Annotated in this window: 23 protein-coding genes; 9 read left to right on the top strand and 14 right to left on the bottom strand. The window is 52.7% G+C overall.

Annotated features, from left to right (window positions below; genetic code table 11):
- Positions 1–6 precede the first annotated feature (6 nt).
- From chbR to osmE, 5 genes are all read right to left on the bottom strand, one after another.
- Complete coding sequence (gene chbR, locus OGX99_RS21455) at positions 7–849, bottom strand: transcriptional regulator ChbR (RefSeq protein ID WP_286545341.1); 843 nt, start codon at positions 847–849, stop codon at positions 7–9.
- A gap of 10 nt (positions 850–859) precedes the next feature.
- Positions 860–1,207: a PTS N,N'-diacetylchitobiose transporter subunit IIA gene (gene chbA, locus OGX99_RS21460; RefSeq protein ID WP_003030618.1), complete on the bottom strand. Its 348-nt coding sequence runs from the start codon at positions 1,205–1,207 to the stop codon at positions 860–862.
- 54 nt (positions 1,208–1,261) lie between these two features.
- Positions 1,262–2,620 carry a PTS N,N'-diacetylchitobiose transporter subunit IIC gene (gene chbC, locus OGX99_RS21465; protein WP_286545038.1) on the bottom strand — a complete coding sequence of 453 codons (1,359 nt, stop codon included), beginning with the start codon at positions 2,618–2,620 and terminating at the stop codon, positions 1,262–1,264.
- Between the two features lie 86 nt (positions 2,621–2,706).
- A complete protein-coding gene (gene chbB / locus OGX99_RS21470) occupies positions 2,707–3,027 on the bottom strand; it encodes a PTS N,N'-diacetylchitobiose transporter subunit IIB (protein ID WP_187252550.1) in 321 nt (106 codons plus the stop codon).
- Between the two features lie 298 nt (positions 3,028–3,325).
- The gene (osmE, locus tag OGX99_RS21475) at positions 3,326–3,667 is read right to left on the bottom strand and encodes an osmotically-inducible lipoprotein OsmE (RefSeq protein WP_003030621.1); all 342 of its coding nucleotides are present in this window, start codon (positions 3,665–3,667) and stop codon (positions 3,326–3,328) included.
- A 210-nt stretch (positions 3,668–3,877) separates the two neighbouring features.
- Here osmE and nadE point away from each other — a divergent pair, with 210 nt between their 5' ends.
- Both nadE and cho read left to right on the top strand, forming a co-directional pair.
- Positions 3,878–4,708, top strand: coding sequence for an NAD(+) synthase (nadE, locus tag OGX99_RS21480; RefSeq protein ID WP_151219005.1), 831 nt, complete (start codon positions 3,878–3,880; stop codon positions 4,706–4,708).
- 130 nt (positions 4,709–4,838) lie between these two features.
- Positions 4,839–5,726, top strand: a complete 888-nt coding sequence (cho, locus tag OGX99_RS21485; RefSeq protein WP_151225367.1) for an excinuclease Cho — start codon at positions 4,839–4,841, stop codon at positions 5,724–5,726.
- Here cho and ves read toward each other — a convergent pair.
- The 7 genes from ves to astC form a co-directional block, all read right to left on the bottom strand.
- Positions 5,686–6,261 (bottom strand): environmental stress-induced protein Ves, encoded by a 576-nt coding sequence (gene ves, locus OGX99_RS21490; RefSeq protein WP_151219105.1) that lies wholly within the window; start codon positions 6,259–6,261, stop codon positions 5,686–5,688. The two genes, cho and ves, sit on opposite strands and share 41 nt — an antisense overlap.
- A gap of 351 nt (positions 6,262–6,612) precedes the next feature.
- A complete protein-coding gene (gene spy / locus OGX99_RS21495; protein WP_003030629.1) occupies positions 6,613–7,098 on the bottom strand; it encodes an ATP-independent periplasmic protein-refolding chaperone Spy in 486 nt (161 codons plus the stop codon).
- A 349-nt stretch (positions 7,099–7,447) separates the two neighbouring features.
- Positions 7,448–8,413 (bottom strand): succinylglutamate desuccinylase, encoded by a 966-nt coding sequence (astE, locus tag OGX99_RS21500; protein WP_151219003.1) that lies wholly within the window; start codon positions 8,411–8,413, stop codon positions 7,448–7,450.
- The gene (gene astB, locus OGX99_RS21505) at positions 8,406–9,749 is read right to left on the bottom strand and encodes an N-succinylarginine dihydrolase (RefSeq protein ID WP_286545040.1); all 1,344 of its coding nucleotides are present in this window, start codon (positions 9,747–9,749) and stop codon (positions 8,406–8,408) included. Before astB ends, astE begins: the two co-directional genes overlap by 8 nt.
- Positions 9,746–11,224 (bottom strand): succinylglutamate-semialdehyde dehydrogenase, encoded by a 1,479-nt coding sequence (astD, locus tag OGX99_RS21510; RefSeq protein ID WP_286545041.1) that lies wholly within the window; start codon positions 11,222–11,224, stop codon positions 9,746–9,748. The genes astB and astD overlap by 4 nt, the downstream gene beginning before the upstream one ends.
- A complete protein-coding gene (gene astA / locus OGX99_RS21515) occupies positions 11,221–12,255 on the bottom strand; it encodes an arginine N-succinyltransferase (RefSeq protein ID WP_187252554.1) in 1,035 nt (344 codons plus the stop codon). Before astA ends, astD begins: the two co-directional genes overlap by 4 nt.
- Positions 12,252–13,472: a succinylornithine/acetylornithine transaminase gene (gene astC, locus OGX99_RS21520; RefSeq protein ID WP_151219000.1), complete on the bottom strand. Its 1,221-nt coding sequence runs from the start codon at positions 13,470–13,472 to the stop codon at positions 12,252–12,254. The genes astA and astC overlap by 4 nt, the downstream gene beginning before the upstream one ends.
- Positions 13,473–13,916: 444 nt before the next feature.
- Between astC and xthA the strand changes: the two genes are divergently transcribed.
- From xthA to OGX99_RS21555, 7 genes are all read left to right on the top strand, one after another.
- Positions 13,917–14,723: an exodeoxyribonuclease III gene (gene xthA / locus OGX99_RS21525; RefSeq protein WP_043016615.1), complete on the top strand. Its 807-nt coding sequence runs from the start codon at positions 13,917–13,919 to the stop codon at positions 14,721–14,723.
- Positions 14,724–14,946: 223 nt separating this feature from the next.
- On the top strand, positions 14,947–15,603 hold the full coding sequence (locus OGX99_RS21530; protein ID WP_187253018.1) for a TVP38/TMEM64 family protein: 657 nt from the start codon (positions 14,947–14,949) through the stop codon (positions 15,601–15,603).
- Positions 15,600–16,298: a TVP38/TMEM64 family protein gene (locus OGX99_RS21535; protein WP_187252555.1), complete on the top strand. Its 699-nt coding sequence runs from the start codon at positions 15,600–15,602 to the stop codon at positions 16,296–16,298. The genes OGX99_RS21530 and OGX99_RS21535 overlap by 4 nt, the downstream gene beginning before the upstream one ends.
- A gap of 31 nt (positions 16,299–16,329) precedes the next feature.
- On the top strand, positions 16,330–17,499 hold the full coding sequence (locus OGX99_RS21540) for an ABC transporter substrate-binding protein (RefSeq protein WP_286539018.1): 1,170 nt from the start codon (positions 16,330–16,332) through the stop codon (positions 17,497–17,499).
- Entirely contained in the window at positions 17,472–19,007 is a 1,536-nt protein-coding gene (locus tag OGX99_RS21545) for an ABC transporter permease family protein (RefSeq protein WP_286545044.1), read from the top strand. Before OGX99_RS21540 ends, OGX99_RS21545 begins: the two co-directional genes overlap by 28 nt.
- Positions 19,007–19,639 carry an ATP-binding cassette domain-containing protein gene (locus OGX99_RS21550; protein ID WP_151218997.1) on the top strand — a complete coding sequence of 211 codons (633 nt, stop codon included), beginning with the start codon at positions 19,007–19,009 and terminating at the stop codon, positions 19,637–19,639. The genes OGX99_RS21545 and OGX99_RS21550 overlap by 1 nt, the downstream gene beginning before the upstream one ends.
- 87 nt (positions 19,640–19,726) lie before the next feature.
- Positions 19,727–21,034 carry a sulfurtransferase gene (locus tag OGX99_RS21555; RefSeq protein WP_151218996.1) on the top strand — a complete coding sequence of 436 codons (1,308 nt, stop codon included), beginning with the start codon at positions 19,727–19,729 and terminating at the stop codon, positions 21,032–21,034.
- Positions 21,035–21,078: 44 nt separating this feature from the next.
- Here OGX99_RS21555 and OGX99_RS21560 read toward each other — a convergent pair whose 3' ends face one another.
- Positions 21,079–21,702 (bottom strand): CDP-alcohol phosphatidyltransferase family protein, encoded by a 624-nt coding sequence (locus OGX99_RS21560; protein ID WP_286545046.1) that lies wholly within the window; start codon positions 21,700–21,702, stop codon positions 21,079–21,081.
- Positions 21,695–22,264: a carboxymuconolactone decarboxylase family protein gene (locus OGX99_RS21565; RefSeq protein ID WP_286545048.1), complete on the bottom strand. Its 570-nt coding sequence runs from the start codon at positions 22,262–22,264 to the stop codon at positions 21,695–21,697. Before OGX99_RS21565 ends, OGX99_RS21560 begins: the two co-directional genes overlap by 8 nt.
- Between the last annotated feature and the right edge of the window lie 7 nt (positions 22,265–22,271).

Below are 22,271 nucleotides of genomic sequence, written 5' to 3' on the forward strand. Positions count from 1 at the left end.
TAATATTTACTGATTAAATTCAGTTAATTTCTTACGATAGCTATTAGGTGTAAATGACGTCAGCTTTTTAAACGTTTTAATAAACAGACTTGGACTACTGTAACCTGCCTCGTAGGCAATATCCGTTACTGAATAGTTCGTCATTTCAAGCTGCTTTTTAGCAAAATTAATGCGAATTTCATTAATAATCTGCATTGGCGTTTTGCTGTAATAACGCTGGGTTGCACGGGTCAGGTACTCCTGGGATTTCGCGGACAGGTGTACCATATTTTCCAGCGCATTCTCGCTAAACTGTCGTTTGTCGTGCATGGTCTCGACGGTGATTTTAAGCCACTGCGGAATATCATCTAACACCTGCTCTTCACGATGATGGCGTAACCGATTAATAATGTAGAAGGTGACCACTTCGACAAATTCATCCAGTCCGCTCTCACGAAAGTTCAGTGATGCAATAACCGTTTCAATGTAGGTAAGAAACGAATTATTCGCCCGATAGACCTGCGATGCAACAAAACAAAATGGCAGCAGCGGGTGGTAATGCTGTTCAAAAAAACGTTTGCTGATACCGACGTTAAGGATCCTTGTCGCGCCAAAATCATAGAAACTCTGATGGTGCGATCCCAACGGGATAAAAACAAAATCCCCACGCTCAAGCAATACGCGTTTGCCGTTGATTTCCTGATAATAGCGCCCGGTTAAAACCAGGGTGAATTCATAGTAGTCATGCTGATGCAGCCCACTGATACTCTCAGTTTTGTTATAGATGAACACATGGAAATTTTTGCCGTTAAACAGTTGTTGCTCAAAGACGGTTTTGATTTCCGGTGCGTTAATCTGTAGCTGCATTATGCACTCCTCGTTATTTCAGTTTTTCATGAAGCTCAATCAGTTCAGTTACCAGCTCACGCGCCAGCATAGATGTCATTAGGTGGTCCTGCGCGTGGACCAGCACCAGGCTGACTTTCATTTTACCTTCGCCCTGATCGCCTTCAATCAGTTTCGTTTGCACGAGGTGCGCTTCGTTCAGCGCCAGGCGAGACTGGTCCATCATGGCCTTTGCTGACTCGAAATCGCCTTGCTTGGCCATTTTGAGCGCGCCGTACGCCAGGCTACGCGCCTGACCGGAGTTGATGATGAGGCCCATCACCACTTCTTCTAGTTCTTCTGCTTCTGACTGCGTGTCGACGATGTTCTCGATATCCAACATACTTTTTTCCTCTGGTTCAGTCCGGCATGACCGTGAAGCCATGCCGGATTAAATTTAGAATTTCAATGCGTTAGCGATATCTTCTTCGCTTTCTTCATGATCAATAACATTCTGTGCTTTGTTAGCTACCACCACGAACGGCAGGTAAACCAGCGTGGCGATGCCGAGGTTGAACAGCGCGACCAGCAGAGCAGCGACACTACCGTTGGTGTTAAAGAACGCCCCCAAACCGGTTGGCATTGTCCACGGCGCAATATTGGTAATCGGTGGAATAATACCTGAGTAGTAAGCTGCCAGCGTAATCGCCGCCAGAATCGGCTGCACCAGAATGAACGGGATAAACATGACCGGGTTCATGATGATCGGCAGACCGAACAGAATGGGTTCGTTAATCTGGAACAGCCCTGATGGCAGCGCCAGTTTAGCCACCTGACGATAATCCGGACGACGCGATGCCAGGAAGATAGCGATGATCAGACCCAGCGTAGCCCCGCTACCCCCAAGGAAAATATAGGAGTCGAGCATCGGCTTCGCCCAGACGTGGAACGTCTTACCGGCTTCCAGCGCGGCGTCTACGGAACCAAACTGTTGGTAGATAGAGATATTTTCCAGCGCCCATGGCGTCATGATGCCGCTGTCCAGCGCGGTCAGCGCCAGCGAGCCGTGAATACCGAAGAACCACAGCAAGGGAACAAAAATCACATACGCCCAACCCACCACACTGCCCAGCGATGCCAGCGGCGTTGAGATGGAGTCCATGATGATCTGGTGGAAGTTTGTACCCCAGGTGTTCAATGCCCAGGCGATAATCCCCATAATGGAGAGAATAATGAAACCTGGGATCAGCGCAGAGAAGGAGCGCGAAACAGAAGCCGGTACGCTATCAGGTAATTTGATCACCCAATTGCGACGGACCACAAAGGTAAACATTTCCGCGACCACGAGGCCGATAATAATACCGGAAATAATATTGGCACCGCCGAGCCAGTTTGCGCCAACGGCATAGGCTTCACCTACGCTATATGGCGTTACGGTCATAAACGCGGCGACGGATAACAGACCGGCAGCCAGCGCATCGACTTTGCGTTCTTCCGCCAGCGCCATGCCGATAAAGAACGGCGCCATCAATGACATGATACCCAGCGTACCGTTATAGACGTTTCCACCAATGCCTTTCAAACTATTAAGCGTTTCAATAGTTGAAGCATCAAGTCGAATGCCCATTGAATAAAAAAACGACCCCTCCCCAAAGCTCAGGAAAACGTTATTGATTAATACAAACATGGCCCCTGCGAGGGTCAACGGCATCAAACGAATAAAACCGTTTTTGATTGCATTAACGTGTGGCTGCTTTCCAATTTTTACAGCAAAAGGAAGGAGTACCTTTTCAAGTGAAGCAATAGCGTTACTCATAGAAAAATACCCTTAAATACCGCAATTAATAATTGCGGTGAATGTTAATGAAATAACTCTTTGACGGGAAAATTAAAATAAAATAATTAATTTGCTGCGGCTTTTTTAATTGCTGCCACAGCAGCCTTAAGCACGCCTAAACCATCGACTTTGCCATACAGCAGCGAGTCAATCACTTCCACAGGCTTGTTTGGTAACAAGCGCTGAATTTCGGGCAACATATAAGCAATTTGTGGACCTAATAACACGACATCAGCCGCTTGTCCTTTTTCTCCGGCCAGCGTTTCAGGAAACGCTTCAATAATAACCGGCACTTCATATTTTTCGGCCTGAGCACGCATCTTCGAAACCAACAATGAAGTCGACATGCCCGCAGAACAAAACAGATAAATGTGTTTCTTTTCCATTAAAACGATCCTCATATGCGATTATCTGTCAACCAGACACTCCGCAAGCCATAACCTGCATCCATGCTCTGGGTAACTTGCGTCAGCTAAATTACTTTTTTAGGTGGCTGAAATGAGTATACGGGATTGCACCGGTGGATGGTATTTCCTTGACCACCTAAATTATCTCTCCTTGACCTGTGGTTATGACCCCCCTCACATTTCGGGCAAATAATTCGCGGCAATAAATAAGATCGTGGGGCACAAAAAAACCGGCTCGATGGCCGGTTCTTCTGAGTGCTCAGGCAATAAACAGTTGTTACTTCTTCGCCGCCTGCGGGTCGGTATCGTACTCTGCGCAGGTTTGATAACCAGAGTTAATCACGTGCCCGGTATCATCTAAAGCAACAAAATAGGTTTCAGCTTTACCATCTCGTTGACCCAGGATGTAGGTCTGACACGTCCCACGCGCATGGATCATACTGACTTCAGAAGAAGGTTTACCGGCAATCTGCGCCACTTGCGCCCGGCTCATTCCTTTCTTCACATCTTTCACCACGGGCTGAACAAATTGGTCTTTCGTGCGATCGTAGGCCGTACACCCTGCCAGCATAGTCAAAACAGCCGCTGCGCTCAGAATTCCTGTTAGATTCTTGTTCATATTCCGTCCTCTTTTATTTCAGCGTGTTATATAAGCCTGGAGCACAACAACGCATTTTTCAAGCAATCAGATGATACTTAGGCGGTTTCGGAAAATTCTATTAAAACAAAATGCTGCGATATCAGGCTCGCATCCCTTGTCGTTTGGGCCACAACGCGATAGCTTTAACACATCATTTTTTTGATCATTTTATTTTTCACAGGGGGTTAAATGACTCTGCAGCAAGAGATAATCCAGGCGCTTGGCGCTAAACCGCACATTAATGCAGAAGAAGAAATTCGCCGTAGCGTGGATTTTCTGAAATCTTACCTGCAGGCCTACCCCTTTCTGAAATCGCTGGTATTAGGGATTAGCGGCGGACAGGATTCAACGCTCGCGGGCAAACTATGCCAGATGGCGATCTCCGAGCTTCGCAACGAAACGGGCAATGACGCACTGCAGTTTATTGCTGTACGCCTACCGTATGGCATTCAGGCTGATGAACAGGACTGCCAGGACGCCATCGCTTTTATTCAACCGGACCGCGTACTCACCGTCAACATTAAGGGTGCGGTCCTGGCCAGTGAACATGCCCTGCGTGAAGCTGGTATTGAACTGAGCGATTTTGTGCGCGGCAATGAAAAAGCCCGTGAACGTATGAAGGCACAATACAGTATCGCCGGCATGACCAGCGGCGTTGTCGTGGGGACAGATCATGCAGCAGAAGCCATCACCGGATTTTTCACCAAATACGGCGATGGCGGTACAGACATTAACCCACTCTTCCGTCTGAACAAGCGTCAGGGTAAACAGCTGCTTGCCGCGCTGGGTTGCCCGGAGCACTTATATAAGAAAGCGCCAACCGCTGACCTTGAGGATGATCGACCTTCTCTGCCGGATGAAGCCGCATTAGGCGTCACTTACGACAACATTGACGATTATCTGGAGGGAAAAACGCTGGATGCCAGCATCGCGAAGAAAATCGAAGCCTGGTATGTGAAAACCGAGCACAAACGTCGCACGCCGATCACCGTGTTTGATGATTTCTGGAAAAAAGCCTGATTCTTTTCTTTCATAAGGGCAGAGTGCCTCAGGATTGCCGCTCACTGCCCTTAGCCTGCTACTTCATGCCGCTTTTTTAATCGCCGCCAGGCTGCTATACTGGATGAATAACCAGCATCCGGAGTGAACTGTGGTACGGCGTCAATCAGCCCCTCGTCTGACCTTTGAGGCAGCGGCAATCTATGAATATCCTGAGCATCTGCGCCCATTTTTGAGTGCGCTTCCCACTACGCCCGGCGTGTATCTGTTTCACAGTGATAGCGACACCATGCCGCTTTATATTGGCAAAAGCATCAATATTCGCAGCCGTGTGCTGGCGCACCTGCGTACTGCTGATGAAGCAAGTATGCTGCGTCAGGCCAGGCGCATTAGCTGGATTTGCACCGCGGGAGAACTTGGCGCTCTTCTGCTGGAGGCGCGGTTGATCAAAGAGCAGCAGCCACTGTTTAACAAAAGGCTGCGGCGTAATCGTCAGCTTTGCGCCTTGCAGCTTACCGAGCGGACTGTTCAGGTTGTCTACGCACGGGATATTGACTTCTCTCATGCCACCAATCTGTTTGGCCTGTTTGCTAATCGCCGAGCCGCACTACAGACGCTGCAGAGCCTCGCCGATGAACAACAGCTATGCTATGGCCTGTTGGGGCTGGAACCCCTGAGTCGCGGGCGCGCCTGTTTTCGCTCCGCGCTTAAGCGCTGCGCCGGAGCCTGCTGCGGGAAAGAAAGCCCTGAAGCGCATCATTTGCGCCTGCTGGAAGCCCTGGAAAGAGTGCGCGTAATCTGCTGGCCGTGGAACAACGCCATTGCGCTGCAGGAAACCCGTGCGGAAATGACCCAGTACCACATCATCAATAACTGGCTGTGGCTGGGAGCCGTTTCAACACTTGATGAGGCGGTAACACTGGCACGTATGCCGGCCGGTTTTGACCATGATGGCTACAAAATTCTTTGCAGGCCAGTTCTGTCTGGTCAATATGACATTATTGAACTGAGTCCGGAGAATGGCCCGGCATCCAGTTAATTTCGCTGAACAGCAGTTTTCCCTCGCGCTCCAGCAGTCGTACGGTGTGTTTACCGTCGTGCCAGCTTGCCCCCTGATCGGCGGTCAGTAGCTTATCACCCAATTGCCAGGCACCGCTGATAACAAATACCACGCCACCGCGCGAACCAAAGGTCGTAAACGTGCGGTCGGCAACTCTGACTTTCGCCTGGCAGACATCCCGTCGGGTCATGATATTGAAATCCATCGACATCTTTCCTTCTGTCAGCTTCGCTTTTACCACCTTGTCACCGGCAAAGGTAAAAGGCTGATGCTGTTTCAGGGTATGTGTGAAGGTGTTCGACTCTTCCAGGGTCACTTCACCGCCCTCCAGCAGGGTAATCACGCGTTCTACGCCGGGAAAAAGAGAAAACTCTCCGTTGGCTGCAATGGAGGCGATACTCGCCCGCCAGTGAAAATCTCGTGTTGCTGGCGGAAAACAGCAAATCTCACGGGTTTCTCCCGCACCATTTCGCCACAGATTGACCGGCATTTTGCGGATATCGAAGTATTCCATCATCCCTCCAGAAAGGCGCAGTACGGCAGCCCACCGTAAACTGGCAGCCATAAATCATCATTGTTATGTTAACCCTGCAGATTATTGTTATCGGCAGCAGAGTTGATTTGCCTTAGCGATGAACCCGGTGTTTTGCAAAAAAGACTGACGCGTCGTCCCGGTGGAATTTTCGCGGGCTTCAGGAGAATAACGTGTCACAAGCGCGGTGCAAGAGGCGGTAAAGAAAAAACCGCCGATCCTGCCCACCACGTTAAACGTATTGTGGACAAGAGCGGCGGTCTTGAGTTTGGTTTCACACTGTGCGGCAATCAGGACACACAGCATGAATGATTTAGTGTAAACGCTGAACGATTACTCGGCAGCTTGTGGCATTTTACCCTTCTGCGCCGCACGTTCTGTCAGACGCTTCTCAAAATTGGCATTAAACTGCTTTTTCTGTTCCGGGGTTAAAATGTTGTAAATCTTGTTCTGGGTTTCCATATGCGCCAGCATGTTGGCTTTGCGCTGTTCTTCCATCTTCGCAATCTGCGCTTCGGCCTTCGCTTTATCGAAGCTATCGCTGGCAATAATGTCGTGCATCGCGCGACGCTCCTCCAGCGGCGGACGTTTCATCTGGTCACGCTGACCTTTCATGATCTCGCGAATCTGCTGTTTCTGCGCATCGGTCAGGTTCAGGTCTTTGAACATCATGTCGTGATGCGGGGCGAATTTACCGTTGTGGTGCATCATCGGTTTGGCATCAGCTGGCGCAGCTGTTGTCGTGTCAGCGGCGTGGGCCAGGTTGGCAGCGCCCAGGGCCAGAGTAGAGGCAACAAACAGAGCAGTCAGTTTACGCATAATTTCTATCCTTTCTTTCAGTTATTTTTACGACACTCATGCGACTCTTATGCAATGTGATGTCGTGTTGACGAGATTAACTTTACCGGCTTAAGCGTCAATTAATCAGAGTAACGGTAAAACAGTGAAAGTATAAAAAACAAATTTTCATCAATTATGAAGAAAAAAAGAATAAATTGCGCAGAGTTGCAATAAAAAATCACAACAGGATGATTTTGAAAGGATTATGAAGAACTATACCTGAACCCTGATTATTAAGAAAGCAATTCACCAGGAATAATCCGTAATAAATAAAAACAGCACGCAAAAATAAGCCCTTAGGAATAAACCATCAGGGCATATATATTTATCACATTTTTTGGAGCATCAACCCGGCACGTAAACCACAGGCCACACTGGGATTCGGAAAGAGAACGTATTCAACATCATGGGTGACAATAAAACGTTCATCACCGTCCTGCGCCAGCAAAGTTCCCTCTTTAAAAGGGGTAAAGTTGAGCGTCTGGTTATCCATATGAAGAATGAAATCGTCGCTACGTCGCGTGATTTGCGATACCACGCGGTAACGCAGCGGAGATGTTTTTCCTGCAGGCATTCGCTCGCCTTGCAGCAGCCTCGCCAGCGCATCCGCCGTCTGCGCAAACTGGGACAGATCGTTTTGCCCAAACGGCAGCGCTTTACCCAGTTCCAGTGTACAGGCCAGCGCGCCAAAATGTTCAGCGCTAAAATGGGTGAACGTACCGCCAGGCGTCTGATGGAACACCAGCGCCTCAAGTCCTGCATCTCCCAACCACCCCAGAAAATCTTCGTCCCAGGCAATATTTCGTTGTGGCAGCACGCCAAAACGCAGATGCTGTGAGCCGCGAATCGCGGTATGCAGATCCAGATGCCAGCGTACTGACTCTTGCGCGCGCGTATAAAAATCTTCCAGACACAGCTCAAGCTCATGGGCACGTTGCGTTTCATCACTCGCGGCGAGAACCTGCCAACGGCCGCCAAACATTCGGTTCAGGTCGCTATGGCAATACCGTTTTCCCGCCGCCAGCGCCAGTGGGTTGCCCAGAATCACCAGCAGCCGCCATGTCAGCGTCAACTCACCGCGAAACAGACTGGACAGCAATGAATCCAGGATCTCTACCGGGGCCGTTTCATTGCCGTGGATCCCCGCTGACAGCACCAGAGAATGTTCGACCGGTGCGTCCGGCGTCAGCTCCAGAATCCCGTAGCCGAGCCACTGCCATGAAAAACCGCGAGCGGTGCCCTTGGTTTGCTCGGGGGTTATCCCTGCAAGCGTTTGGGTCAGAAAATCATTCATGGTTCGACCTCTCCAGTTGGAAAGGATAAACCGAGCCGAGACTAAGCAATTGTGTCAATGTATCCAGAGCTTCACGTCCCTCGCGCAGCAGTTGCGGGTCAGCAAGGTCGGCGGCGGTAAGACGATCGCGATAGTATCGATCAACCCAGTTATTCAGCGTGTTAAACAGCGTATCGTTCATGAAAACCGCCGGATTCACGGCCTGCTGCTCCTGAGGGGTAAGCACCACTCTCAGGCGCAAACACGCCGGACCGCCGCCGTTGGACATGCTTTCACGCAGATCAAATACCCGCAGCTCATCGATCGGATTGTCTTCCTCAAGCAGACGGTTCAGATACCGCCACACGCCCGCATGCTCCCGACACTCTTGTGGCAGAACCAGCATCATCGAGCCATCATCACGACTCAATAACTGGCTGTTAAACAAATAGGTCGTCACCGCATCCTGCACCGACACTTCAGCAGCCGGGACTTCCAGCGGCGTAAAACCTGCCACTTGGCTGTGCAACTGCGTCAACAATGCCTGCTGTCTGACAAACGCCTGCTGATGACAAAACAGCACCTGGCGATTCGACACCGCAATCACATCGTTATGAAACACGCCAAGATCGATGACATCCGGATTTTGCTGGGCAAAAATACACTGATGCGGGTTGACCTGATTCAGTCGCGCGACTGCCTCACTGGCCTCACGAGATTGCCTCGCCGGATAGCGCGTCGGCTGGGACGCATTCCCTTCTTCACGACCATAAATAAATAGCTGTACGCCGGGGCCGCCGTACTCCCCGCCAAGGCGGTTATGGTTGGCCGCACCTTCATCACCGAAAAGCGCCACCTGGGGTAATGCACCATGGACCGCAAAGCGATGCTCATCACGAAAGATAGCCCTTAACAACGCTTCAGTGGTTGGCGCTTCCAGCGAACGGTGGAACTTGTTATTCAGATTCGCCACCGTCAGATGCAGTTTCCCGTCCAGCGCATCTGTTGAAGGGCAGACCGTTGCCGCATTCGCCACCCACATCGGCGATGCGGAGCTGGCACTGGAAAGCCAGTGCGGTGCCTGACGCGCCACTTTCCCCAGCACCTGTTCGTCGCTGCCGCTAAATCCCAACTGCCGTAGCACCGGAATATAAGGCCGCTCATGGGGCGGGATCACCGCCTGGGGAAATCCCGCATCCGCCAGCGCTTTCATCTTTAGCAGACCCTGTTTCGCCGCCAGACGTGGGTTCGACACCTGAAAACGGTGTTTGGTTGAGGCCTCATTACCAAATGACAATCCAGCATAGTGGTGAGTAAGCCCCACCAAACCATCAAAATTTATCTCACGGGCTTTCATCGCTTATCCTCACGAGAAAAATCCAGGCCAGGGCTTAACGCTGTTGGCAGCGTTAAGGCTGGTGATTCCAGACTTGCCATCGGCCAGGCGCAATAATCTGCGGCATACCACGCGCTGGCACGATGGTTTCCGGAAGCACCTACACCACCAAACGGCGCTGTACTCGCCGCGCCAGTTAACGGTTTGTTCCAGTTGACGATCCCTGCCCGCGCCTCCAGCAGTAGTTGATCAAACTGGCTGCGATCGGGTGAAACTAACCCACAAGACAGTCCAAAACGGGTGTTGTTCGCCATGCGAATCGCGTCATCAAAGCTGTCATAGCGCCAGACGCCAAGCAGAGGGCCAAAAACCTCTTCATCCGGTACGTTCGCCGCTCCGGTCAGTTCGATGATACCGGGAGCCAGCAGTGATGTTCCGCCTTTCACCAGACGTGGGGCTAACAGCGTACGTCCACCCAACGACTCCAGACGCTGCCAGGCATCATAAACGTGCTGCGCGGCCTGTTCGGAAATCAGCCCGCCAATAAATGGCTGCGGTTCTGCGTCCCAGTTACCGGGCATTAAACGCTGGCTGACTTCCACCAGACGTGCGAGGAACGCATCACCCTGCGCGCCTTTTTTAACTAACAGGCGACGAGCGCAGGTACAACGCTGTCCGGCGGTAACAAACGCAGATTGAATGGTCAGATGCACAGCAGCATCAATATCTTCCGGGTTCTCAATAATCAGCGGGTTGTTCCCTCCCATTTCGAGGGCGAGGATTTTTTCCGGCTGACCAGATAACTGTCGATGCAGGTGATAACCAGTATTGGCACTGCCGGTAAACAGCAGACCATCGAGGTCTTCCAGCGCGCTCAGCGCCTGCCCCGTTTCACGCCCGCCCTGTAACAGGTTCAGCACGCCCGGCGGTAATCCCGCTTGCGCCCACAGCTTTGCCACGGCTTCACCGGTCCACGGCGTCAGCTCGCTGGGTTTGAAAATCAATGTATTGCCTGCCAGCAGTGCCGGAACAATATGTCCATTAGGTAAATGACCTGGGAAGTTATATGGGCCAAAAACTGCCAGCACGCCGTGTGGGCGATGGCGCAACGTTGCCGCGCCATCCGGTAATTCGCTGCGCTGCTCTCCGGTGCGGGCATGGTAAGCTTTCACGGAGATAGCAATTTTATTGATCATCGCCGTCAGTTCCGTGGCGGCTTCCCAACGAGGTTTTCCGGTTTCCTGGGCGATAATCTGTGTTAGCCCGGCTTTATTGCTTTCCAGCAGAGCAGCAAATTTCTCCACAATCGCCTGACGCGCGGCAAAAGTCTGCCTTGCCCAGCTAGGAAAAGCCGTACGCGCTGCGTGGCACGCCTGCGCCACCTGAGTTGCATCGGCATCATTACCCTGCCACAGCACATCTCCACTGACAGGATTGGTTTTCACCCGACGCTCGCCGAGCCCTGTTACCCAGTCGCCGTTTATCCATAATGTCATGCTGTTTTCTCCTCTGCACAAAGACGCACAAAACGTACATGGTCGCCCGCGTGGCATTTCAGGGCATCCAGTTGTGCCGCCGTCAGCACCAGACGTTGAGTATTCGGGTCGGCACGAACCAGCATGACGCGAAAGTTTTGATAGTTTTCATTGGCAACCAGACAAGCCGGATAATCCCCCTGTGCAGGCTGCCCTTCAGCCACCTCAACCAGTCTGCTTTTACGAATCGCCCGCACCCGGTCAATATCGCATTCCAGGGTCGGCCCGCCGTCAAAAATATCGACATAGTTGCGATAGCGAAATCCCTCTTTCTCCAGCACCGCCCGCGCGGGTGCCGTTTGCGGATGTACCTGACCAATCACGCTTTGTGCTTCATCAGACAGGAAATCGGTATAAATAGGATGCTTGGGCATTAATTCAGCAATAAACGCTTTTTGCCCTGTTCCGCAGAGAAAATCCGCCCGGCTGAATTCCATTGAGAAAAAACGTTTGCCGAGGCTTTGCCAAAACGGAGAGTAGCCGTGCTCATCAATCACGCCGCGCATCTCGGCAACGACCTTCTCGTTAAACTTGTCACGAAAGGCGGCCATAAACATAAAGCGCGACTTCGACAACAAATAGCCGTTGCCTTCTTTTCGCCAGTCAGGGTCGAGAAACAGCGTACAGAGCTCGCTGCTACCCGTGTGATCGTTACTCAGGAACAACGTCGGTAGCGCGTTATACACGTTCAATTCTTTCGAGGCGTGCACCAGAGTACCGACCCGATAGTTGTACCAGGGATCGTTAAGCCCGACTGCCACCTCGATGGCGCAAATCCCCGCCACGGTTCCGCTGGTGCTGTCTTCCAGCACAAACACATATCCCTGCTCACTTTTGGGCAACTCACCGCGCCAGGTTTGTAGCGAACGTTCGATACGTGCCATTAGCGTCGCTTCATTCGCCGGTAGCGAGGTCAATCCGCCGCCGGTCTTACTGGCAAGCTGCATCAACGCGGTGATATCAGCACGTTCAATGGGACGAATCACCATCATGATGAACCTCCTGCTTTAATGCGTTCGCAGGCCAGCGCAAAGCGATCCAGGCCGGTAGCAACTTCTTCCTGGCTGACGTTTAACGCTGGCGCAAAACGCACCACATTCGCACCAGCAATCAGTACCATCACCCCGGCGACAGCCGCTTCTTGTGAGATAAGTTTCGCTTTCCCTGCATATTCCGCATTCAGCACGCAGCCGATCAGCAGTCCAAGTCCACGAATTTCACTAAACAGTTCAAAACGCTCGTTAATGGCGCTAATACGCTCCACAAACCAGTCATGTCGCTGTTTGACTCCGTTCAACACTTCCGGCGTGTTAACAATTTCCAGCAGTTTACCCGCCACCGCAGTGGCCAGTGGGTTTCCGCCGTACGTTGTACCGTGCGTACCTACCGTCATCACACTGGCGCAATGCTCTGTCGCCAGCAGTGCGCCAATAGGGAAACCGCCGCCCAGCGCCTTTGCGGTAGTCAGCAGGTCCGGCGTAACGCCGTAATGCATATAGGCATACAGCTCGCCAGTACGGCCAACCCCGGTCTGAACTTCATCAAAAATCAGCAGCGCATTATGGCGATCGCATAATTCACGCAGCCCTTGCAGAAACGCGTTTGTTGCCGGCACCACGCCGCCTTCGCCCTGCACAGGCTCGACGATGACCGCACAGGTGCTGTCATCAATCAGTTGGCTGGCAGAATCGAGATCGTTATACACGGCATGGCGGATATCCGGCGGCAGCGGCGCGAAATCCTGTGAATAAGCAGGCTGACCACCAGCACTGACGGTAAATAGCGTGCGGCCGTGAAAAGCATTTTTAAACGCCACAATGCCGCTCTTCTGGCTACCAAAACGATCATGAGCATATTTACGTGCCAGTTTTAACGCCGCTTCGTTGGCTTCTGCCCCTGAGTTACAGAAGAAAATGCGCTCGGCAAAGGTGGCGTCAATCAGCTTTTTCGCCAGACGCAATACCGGCTCGTTGGTGTAACCATTTCCCGTATGCCAGAATTTGCTCGCCTGGTCGTTTAATGCCTCACGCAATGCTGGATGTGCGTGGCCCAGCGCATTAACCGCAATGCCTCCCGCGAAATCGATATACTCTTTACCCTGTTGATCCCACAGACGTGAACCTTCACCCCGTACCGGAATAAAAGGGGCCGGAGCGTATACGGGCATCATCCATTCATCAAAATTTTCACGCGTAATTGACAGAGACATAGCGACCTCAACGGTAAATAAAAGGTTATGTATATGTTAATAAATATAGTGTTTGCGGTGTAAATGTAGATTGCAGGGTTCGTGCCAGCCAGCGAAAAAAGTGCATAAACGGAGGTCCAGGACGGAATATCAACAAGTTACAACGTGACGATATTCACTATATGTGCATATAAAGTGAATATGTTTGCGCATCAGGCGACTAAACAGAGGAAAAAACGCAGTTTTATTCAGTCGCCAAATATAATTCTGGAATTGTGATCGTATACGAAATTTTTCGGAAATTATTGCCCCATTCCGACGCGCTTCGCGCCAAAACGGTGCAGTTTTTGCTCCATCGTTAACACCATTAGCAATCATTGTTGGAATCACGTGACAAGAAGCAGTCAGTCTGCAGAAATTCTGCTACCATCCTTGCACTATTCATCTTGCAAAGTGGCAGTGACTATGAAATTTGTCTCTTTTAATATCAACGGCCTGCGGGCCCGTCCCCATCAACTGGCAGCCATTGTCGAAAAACACCAACCGGATGTGATTGGCTTACAGGAGACAAAAGTCCACGACGATATGTTCCCTCTCGAAGAGGTGGCAAAACTCGGTTATAACGTCTTTTATCATGGCCAGAAAGGTCATTACGGCGTCGCGTTGTTAACAAAAGAAACACCAATTGCGGTGCGTCGTGGCTTCCCAGGCGATGGCGAAGAGGCGCAGCGTCGTATCATCATGGCGGAAATTCCGTCTCCTCTGGGCAGCATCACGGTGATCAACGGTTATTTCCCGCAGGGCGAAAGCCGTGACCATGAAACCAAATTCCCGGCCAAAGCCGCGTTTTATCAGAACCTGCAAAACTATCTTGAGACAGAGCTGAAGCGCGACAATCCGGTATTGATCATGGGCGATATGAATATTAGCCCAACCGATCTCGATATCGGCATTGGCGAAGAGAACCGTAAACGCTGGCTGCGTACCGGAAAATGCTCCTTCCTGCCGGAAGAGCGCGAGTGGATGGAGCGTCTGCTGGGCTGGGGTCTGGTGGATACCTACCGTCACGCCTATCCTGAAAAGAACGACCAGTTCTCGTGGTTTGATTACCGCTCAAAAGGCTTTGACGATAACCGTGGCCTGCGTATTGATCTGCTGCTGGCGAGCAACCCGCTGGCGGAGCGCTGCGAAGAAACCGGCATCGATTATGAAATTCGCAGCATGGAAAAGCCGTCCGATCATGCGCCGGTATGGGCTAAATTCCGCGTCTAATCTTTTGCGTTTTTGCACTCTCCGGGCCAGGCCTGGAGAGTGTGTTTATTTGGTGCAAAATCAATAAAGCAACGGTAATTCATTGTTGTAGTCGGAATTTTACTATATCTTCGCGCGCACTTTTCGCTGATGAAAATGCTGCATTGCACTCAGTTTTACAGGAGAACCCCCATGAAAAAGAAGCTCGCATAAAGCAGAATACCGGCTGCTGATTGTCGGGGCCCTGTTCTGCGTTCTGGCGGGAGTTTTCCATCATTACGGTCTGACCGACCTGATAACTAATTTCCATCATTTACAAGACGTCATCCGCCAGAGCGGCATGTTCGGCTATACGCTTTTTATCCTGCTGTTCATTCTCGCGGCGTTGTGTCTCATCCCAGGCAGCATCCTGGTGATCGTTGGCGGTGTGCTGTTTGGCCCCGTGACCGGGACGGTTATCTCATTAGTGGCGGCAACTGTGGCTTCATCGCTGTCTTTTTTGCTGGCGCGATGGCTGGGCCGGGAACTGCTGCAAAAATACGTTGGGCATACGGCAATGTTTCAGGCTATCGAAAAAGGCATTGCCCATAGCGGAGTTGACTTTCTTATCCTCACCCGCCTCGTGCCGCTGTTCCCTTATAACATTCAAAACTACGCCTATGGGCTGACGGCCATTCCGTTCTGGTCATTTACCGTGATATCTGCTGTAACCACCTTACCAGGCATCTTTATCTATACGCTGATGTCGCACGAACTGGCCAGCGAAGGAATTAGTTGGACATTTATCGGTGAGCTCAGCGTTGCGGGGCTGGCGCTTTTTGTCCTCGTACAGGCTGCCAAAGCCTGGGCTCGTTATAAGCATGTCGATCCATCAGCTCCTCACGAGTGCGCAGATAAATGATAAAAGGACGCATCCATTTCTACCGGGCAGGAGTGATTATCCTGTTGCTGCTCGCGCTGATGGCGTGGGCGTGGATACCTGGTGTGAGCGATTTTCTCCGCGCCAGCCTGGCGGCATTTGCCACGCTCGATCAGCATGCCATTGAGAATTTCATTCGTTCTTACGGAACTCAGGCGGCGGTTGTTTCTTTCTTCCTGATGCTCTTACAGGCCATCGTCGCCCCCCTTCCGGCCTTTGTGATCACCTTTGCCAACGCCTCGCTGTTTGGCGCATTTTGGGGCGGCGTACTGTCCTGGTGCAGCGCGATGACCGGCGCGGCGCTGTGCTTTTTTATTGCTCGCGTTTTAGGCCGTGGCGCGGTGGAGAAACTGACCGGAAAAACGGTGTTGAACAACATGGACGCTTTTTTCGAGCGCTATGGCAAGCACACCATTCTTGTCTGTCGCCTGTTACCTTTTGTACCGTTCGATCCGGTAAGCTACGCAGCAGGCCTGACCTCGATTCGGTTTCGCCATTTTTTCATTGCCACCGGCATCGGCCAGTTACCCGCCACTATCGTCTATTCATGGGCGGGTAGCCTGTTAACCGGCGGTACATTTTGGTTTGTAACCGGCCTGTTCATCCTGTTCGCCCTGAGCGTGATGATTTCAGTGGCGAGAAGCCTGTATCTTGAACATCAACGAAAAAAAACCTGAGAATTCCCCCATTTTTAGCAATGGAGATACTATGCGTTACTGCTTATTGTGCCTGAGTTTATTGCTCTGTCCGCTGGCGACGTTTGCCCAGGATGCCGACTGGCAGCAAATCAAAAATGACGCCCGCGGTCAGACGGTGTGGTTCAATGCCTGGGGTGGCGACAACGCAGTTAACCAGTATCTCGACTGGGTTAGCGGCGAGATGAAAACACACTATGCCATAAACCTGAAAATCGTACGTCTCGCAGATGCCGCCGACGCGGTAAAACGCATTCAGACTGAAGCTGCATCCGGGCGAAAAACCGGGGGGTCTGTCGATTTACTGTGGGTAAACGGCGAAAATTTTCGTACGCTGAAAGAAGCCGGGCTGCTGCAAACCCAGTGGGCGCAAACGTTGCCTAACTGGCGCTATGTTGATACCCAAAAACCGGTGAGCGAAGATTTCTCCGTTCCAACCGAGGGGGCTGAATCCCCCTGGGGTGGCGCACAGCTAACCTTCATCGCGAGGCGCGATCTCACCGCGCAGCCACCGCAATCCCCACAGGCGCTGCTGGAATTTGCCCAGGCGCATCCTGGCACGGTGACCTATCCGCGTCCACCAGACTTTACCGGCACGGCGTTTCTGGAGCAGTTGTTAATTTCGCTCACCACGCAACCACAAGCGCTTAAAATCGTACCAGATACAGCCACATTCGCCGACGTTACCGCGCCATTGTGGCATTATCTTGATACACTGCACCCTGTACTGTGGCGTGAAGGTAAAGACTTTCCGCCCTCGCCTGCACGAATGGATGCGCTACTCAATTCTGGAACCCTGCGTTTATCATTGACCTTTAACCCTGCCCACGCGCAGCAAAAAGTAGCCAGCGGCGAATTGCCTAAAAGCAGCTACAGTTTTGGTTTCTCACAGGGCATGCTCGGCAACGTGCACTTTGTTGCCATTCCGGCGAATGCCCGCGCCAGTGCAGGAGCAAAAGTCGTGGCAAACTTCCTGCTTTCGCCCGAAGCACAACTGCGTAAAGCCGACTCAACTGTCTGGGGAGATCCTTCGGTGCTTGATCCACAAAAATTGCCCGTCGAACAACGTGATGCACTGCTGGCACGGATCCCGCAAGGACTTCCCGCCGTGCTGCCAGAACCGCATGCCGCCTGGGTAAACGCTCTGGAACAAGAATGGCTACGCCGCTACGGTACGCATTAATTTTGCTACTCTGGGCCATCATGGTGGCAGTTTATCTGCCGCTGGCGCCAGCGGTTTTCTCTCTGATAGTGCCAGCCCTTAGTCTGACCCATTGGCTGGCGCTCTTTGCCGACCCTCAACTTGCGCAGGCATTACTGGCGACGCTTGTTTCCACAGGACTCGCTGCCGGCGGCGCACTGATCATTGCACTACTGGCAATCCTCGCCTTATGGCCCGGCGCTGGCTGGGCGCGTCTGTGCTCGCGCCTTCCGTGGCTGCTGGCGATTCCGCACGTTGCCTTCGCCACCAGCGCGCTGTTGATTTTTGCTGAAGGCGGTAAAATCTGGCAATGGCTCCCGTTCCTCAGCCCACAGCCAGACCGTTACGGCATTGGACTTGGCGTGACGCTGGCGGTGAAAGAAAGCGCCTTTTTGTTATGGATCCTCTCAGCCCAACTGAGCGAAAAACACCTTTCGCAGCAGGTTATCGTTCTGGATTCGCTGGGCTACAGCCGACTGCAATGCCTGAACTGGCTAATCCTGCCTTCAATCGCCCCAGCCTCAGGTAAAGCGATGCTGGCGATTGTCGCCTGGTCACTCTCCGTTGTGGATGTGGCAATCGTTCTTGGCCCCGGAAATCCGCCAACGCTTGCCGTTTTGAGCTGGCAATGGCTCAGTCAGGGCGATTCCGGGCAGCAGTCGAAAGGCGCGCTCGCCAGCCTGTTGCTGGTGCTGTTGCTCCTCATCATCGCGCTGGCAGGGTATCTGTTGTGGCGCGCCTGGCGACGCACCATTCCCGCAGTAACCGGTGAACGCCTGCGTTTTCCATCCTGTACAACCGAACGTTCGTTAGTACAACTTTTACCCCTTAGCGGTATGGTATCCGCGCTGGTTCTGGCGCTGCTCGCCAGCTATTCATCGCTAAATAGCGAGGCGCTCAGCAATAGTCTGCAACTGGGACTTGTCTCCAGCCTGCTGGCACTGCTAATACTTTTTGCCTGGCTGGAATGGGGGCCGCAAACCGGACACCGTTGGGTCTGGCTACCGCTGATTTTGCCCGCACTACCGCTGGTAACCGGACAATATCTGCTGGCGTTATATGCCGGACAGGATGGACTGATGATGACCATTATCTGGGGCCACCTGCTGTGGGTGATGCCCTGGATGCTATTTGTGCTTAAACCGGCCTGGCAGCGCATTGACCCGCGATTGATTTTGATTGCGCAAACGCTGGGCTGGACACGGATCCGCATATTCTGGCAGGTAAAATGTCCCCTACTGGCTCGCCCGGCGCTGATTGCCTTCGCGGTAGGATTCTCTGTCAGTATCGCCCAGTATATGCCGACGCAGTGGTTAGGTGCCGGGCGCTTTCCCACGTTAACCACCGAAGCGGTCGCATTAAGCAGCGGCGGTAGCACTGCTATTCTGGCAACCCAGGCGCTATGGCAACTTCTGTTGCCACTCACTATTTTCGCCCTGGTCGCATTTCTCGCTGCATGGATTGGCCGCTTTCGACAAGGACTCCGCTAATGCTCATTGTGCAAAACGTTTCGTTGTACCAGGGTGCGACTGCGCTGCTGAAGAACGTTACCTTTCAGGTTGATAAAAGTGACATTGTCACAATTATGGGTTCTTCCGGTAGCGGAAAGTCTTCGTTATTTTCGTGGATGGTCGGGGCGTTGTCGCCGCAGTTTCAGGCATCAGGCGAGCTGTGGCTCAACGAACGACGCGTTGACGCGCTGCCTACGGCGCAGCGCCAGATTGGCATTCTGTTCCAGGATGCGTTGTTGTTTGACCATTTCAGCGTTGGGCAGAATTTACTGCTGGCTCTGCCCGCCAGTCTGCAAGGACCAGCCAGACGACACGCGGTGGAAAGCGCTCTCGCACGTGCGGACCTGGCCGGTTTTTATTCGCGCGATCCGGCGTCGCTCTCCGGCGGACAACGCTCGCGTGTCGCCCTGCTCCGCGCGCTACTGGCTCAGCCCCAGGCACTGTTACTTGATGAACCCTTTAGTCGGCTGGACGCGTCGCTGCGTGATACCTTTCGTCAGTGGGTCTTTACCGAGGTACGTAAGCAGGGTATTCCAGTGGTGCAGGTTACCCATGACGCGCAGGATGTCCCGCCAGCAGGTCGTGTATTACAGATGGAAAACTGGGCGTGAATGTGGCGATATGCTGCGTTAACGCAAGGTTTTTACTTAACCGGCGGCACAGAATGTCGTCCTCTTTTTTCAACGTCGGGCTATTCGATGAAACGTGTTTCTCAAATGACCGCGCTGGCACTTGCTTTAGGGCTCGCTTGCGCTTCCTCCTGGGCTGCTGAAACAGCACAGACGCTCACCCTCGACCAGTTACACCAAAAGCAAGGCGCGGCGATCGATACCCGTCAGAGCGCTTTTTACAACGGCTGGCCGCAGTCGCTTAATGGCCCTTCAGGACACGAACCTTCCGCTCTGAACCTGTCTGCTGCCTGGCTCGACAAGATGAATGATGAACAACTCAGCGCCTGGGTTAAGTCACATCAACTCAGCACCGATGCGCCGGTGGCGCTGTATGGCAGCGATAACGACATGCAGGCTGTCAAATCCCGCCTGCAAAAAGTTGGCTTTAACCATATCTCTACCCTCAGCGATGCGCTTACGGACCCTGCCCGCCTGCAACGTCTGCCGCACTTCGAACAGTTGGTGTACCCGCAGTGGCTTCACGACCTGCAGCAGGGTAAAAACGTAACCGCTAAACCAGCGGGTGACTGGAAAGTGATTGAGGCCGCCTGGGGCGCACCGAAGTTGTATCTGCTGAGCCATATCCCCGGTGCGGGCTACATTGATACCAACGAAGTCGAAAGCGAACCGCTGTGGAACAAAGTGTCAGACGACCAGCTCAAAGCGATGCTGGCGAAGCACGGCATCCGCCATGACACCACGGTGATTTTATACGGCCGTGATGTCTATGCCGCCGCGCGCGTGGCGCAAATTATGCTGTATGCAGGCGTAAAAGATGTTCGTCTGCTCGACGGCGGCTGGCAAACCTGGTCCGACGCAGGTTTACCGGTTGAACGCGGCACTGCGCCATCGGTGAAACCAGAACCTGATTTCGGCGTGACCATTCCCGCCCAGCCGCAGTTGATGCTGGATATGGAACAGGCTCGCGGCCTGCTGCATCGCCAGGATGCGTCTTTGGTGAGCATTCGTTCATGGCCGGAATTTGTCGGTACCACCAGCGGCTATAGCTACATTAAGCCAAAAGGTGAGATCGCAGGCGCACGTTGGGGCCACGCGGGCAGTGATTCCACCCACATGGAGGATTTCCATAACCCGGATGGCACCATGCGCAGTGCGGATGACATCGCCGCCATGTGGAAGCAATGGAATATCCTGCCACAGCAGCAGGTCTCGTTCTATTGCGGTACCGGCTGGCGTGCTTCGGAAACATTTATGTACGCCCGCGCGATGGGTTGGAAAAACGTCTCAGTCTACGACGGCGGCTGGTATGAGTGGAGCAGCAATCCCAAAAATCCGGTTGCCAGCGGTGAACGGGGTCCTGAAACCAGCAAGTAAGGCTGTCATTATTGCCGGATAAGCGCATCCGGCAACGCAATACGCTACGCCTGACGCTGGACCGCTTTCAGTGTCAGGTATCCGCTCCAGATCCGGGTAAACGTCGTCATCCAGCACAGTGCGCCAAAGACCCACGCCATCATGGCAAAATATTCCGGGAACAGACACCCCAACACAAACAGCATAATCGTCTCGGTACCTTCGGTCAGCCCCCCCAAATAATAAAACGATTTATGCGCGTACCCCGGGTTATCAATTTGATGTTTCGCCGCCAGCGCGGCAAAGGCCAGAAAGCTGCTGCCGGTTCCCATAAAGGCGAACAGTAGCCAGCCACCAGCCAGCGAGTTAGCCGCCGGATCGGCGAGCATAAAACCGAATGGTACCAGGGCGTAAAACAGAAAATCGAGCGAGATATCAAGAAATCCTCCCGCGTCGGTTAGCCCTCTGCGCCGCGCCAGCGCCCCATCCAGCCCATCAAAAAGCCGATTAAGCACAATCGCCGCCAACGCTGCCAGATACCAGCCTAACGCCAGAAATGGCAAGGCCAACACGCCAATAGCAAAACCGACCAGCGTAAGTCCGTCCGGCGTAATCGCAGGCTTATCAATAATGCCCACGCAGCGATGCAAAAGCGGTTTTAATAGCGGATGAAGATGACGATCAAGCATGCGGGCGTCCTTTAAGGCTGTCGCACAGCCCCTGGGAAGGGATATCGAGAGCGGCATTAAAACGCGCCGAGAGATTTTGAAACGCAATCAACGCGGTCATTTCAGTAATGGCGTCCTCGGTAAAATGCTGCTTCATCTGCGCTTTAAGCGCAGCGTCAACCTGTGGAGGCGTAGCGGTGACCGCATCAGCATAGGCCAGCGCTACGCGCTCTTCTGTGTTAAATAGCGTCGATTCTTGCCAGTTGGCAACCTGTAAGACTTTATCCAACGCGCCACAGCGTTCAGCCAACCGTAAACTGTTGGCATCAACGCAGAAAGCGCAGTGGCACACCTGAGAAACGCGGGTCATCAACAGCGCGCGCATCACCGGCGTTAAACGTGCTTTTTTACGCTCCAGAAATCCGACAAACAGCGCCACCAGCCAGAACAGAAACGGCATCCGCCCCCACCAGCGAGTAGGATGCAATACATCGCCATAATGCTTTTTCTGCGTAGCAACGAGCGGTTTTAAACTGGAAGGGATGCGCGTTAACGGTTTTACCCACGACTGAGGATCATTCAACGGTTGC

This window comes from Citrobacter sp. Cu096 (genome assembly GCF_030332285.1).
GTDB lineage: Bacteria > Pseudomonadota > Gammaproteobacteria > Enterobacterales > Enterobacteriaceae > Citrobacter > Citrobacter meridianamericanus.

What these genes read in the sequence shown, in the direction of transcription:
- osmE (WP_003030621.1), bottom strand. Translation starts at nt 3,667, where the DNA reads ATGAACAAGAATCTAACAGGAATTCTGAGCGCAGCGGCTGTTTTGACT.
- OGX99_RS21540 (WP_286539018.1), top strand. Translation starts at nt 16,330, where the DNA reads ATGCGTTACTGCTTATTGTGCCTGAGTTTATTGCTCTGTCCGCTGGCG.
- OGX99_RS21550 (WP_151218997.1), top strand. Translation starts at nt 19,007, where the DNA reads ATGCTCATTGTGCAAAACGTTTCGTTGTACCAGGGTGCGACTGCGCTG.
- OGX99_RS21545 (WP_286545044.1), top strand. Translation starts at nt 17,472, where the DNA reads ATGGCTACGCCGCTACGGTACGCATTAATTTTGCTACTCTGGGCCATC.
- astC (WP_151219000.1), bottom strand. Translation starts at nt 13,472, where the DNA reads ATGTCTCTGTCAATTACGCGTGAAAATTTTGATGAATGGATGATGCCC.
- chbC (WP_286545038.1), bottom strand. Translation starts at nt 2,620, where the DNA reads ATGAGTAACGCTATTGCTTCACTTGAAAAGGTACTCCTTCCTTTTGCT.
- OGX99_RS21555 (WP_151218996.1), top strand. Translation starts at nt 19,727, where the DNA reads ATGAAACGTGTTTCTCAAATGACCGCGCTGGCACTTGCTTTAGGGCTC.
- chbA (WP_003030618.1), bottom strand. Translation starts at nt 1,207, where the DNA reads ATGTTGGATATCGAGAACATCGTCGACACGCAGTCAGAAGCAGAAGAA.
- astB (WP_286545040.1), bottom strand. Translation starts at nt 9,749, where the DNA reads ATGAAAGCCCGTGAGATAAATTTTGATGGTTTGGTGGGGCTTACTCAC.
- astD (WP_286545041.1), bottom strand. Translation starts at nt 11,224, where the DNA reads ATGACATTATGGATAAACGGCGACTGGGTAACAGGGCTCGGCGAGCGT.
- astE (WP_151219003.1), bottom strand. Translation starts at nt 8,413, where the DNA reads ATGAATGATTTTCTGACCCAAACGCTTGCAGGGATAACCCCCGAGCAA.
- chbB (WP_187252550.1), bottom strand. Translation starts at nt 3,027, where the DNA reads ATGGAAAAGAAACACATTTATCTGTTTTGTTCTGCGGGCATGTCGACT.
- OGX99_RS21535 (WP_187252555.1), top strand. Translation starts at nt 15,600, where the DNA reads ATGATAAAAGGACGCATCCATTTCTACCGGGCAGGAGTGATTATCCTG.
- astA (WP_187252554.1), bottom strand. Translation starts at nt 12,255, where the DNA reads ATGATGGTGATTCGTCCCATTGAACGTGCTGATATCACCGCGTTGATG.
- nadE (WP_151219005.1), top strand. Translation starts at nt 3,878, where the DNA reads ATGACTCTGCAGCAAGAGATAATCCAGGCGCTTGGCGCTAAACCGCAC.
- xthA (WP_043016615.1), top strand. Translation starts at nt 13,917, where the DNA reads ATGAAATTTGTCTCTTTTAATATCAACGGCCTGCGGGCCCGTCCCCAT.
- ves (WP_151219105.1), bottom strand. Translation starts at nt 6,261, where the DNA reads ATGGAATACTTCGATATCCGCAAAATGCCGGTCAATCTGTGGCGAAAT.
- spy (WP_003030629.1), bottom strand. Translation starts at nt 7,098, where the DNA reads ATGCGTAAACTGACTGCTCTGTTTGTTGCCTCTACTCTGGCCCTGGGC.
- OGX99_RS21560 (WP_286545046.1), bottom strand. Translation starts at nt 21,702, where the DNA reads ATGCTTGATCGTCATCTTCATCCGCTATTAAAACCGCTTTTGCATCGC.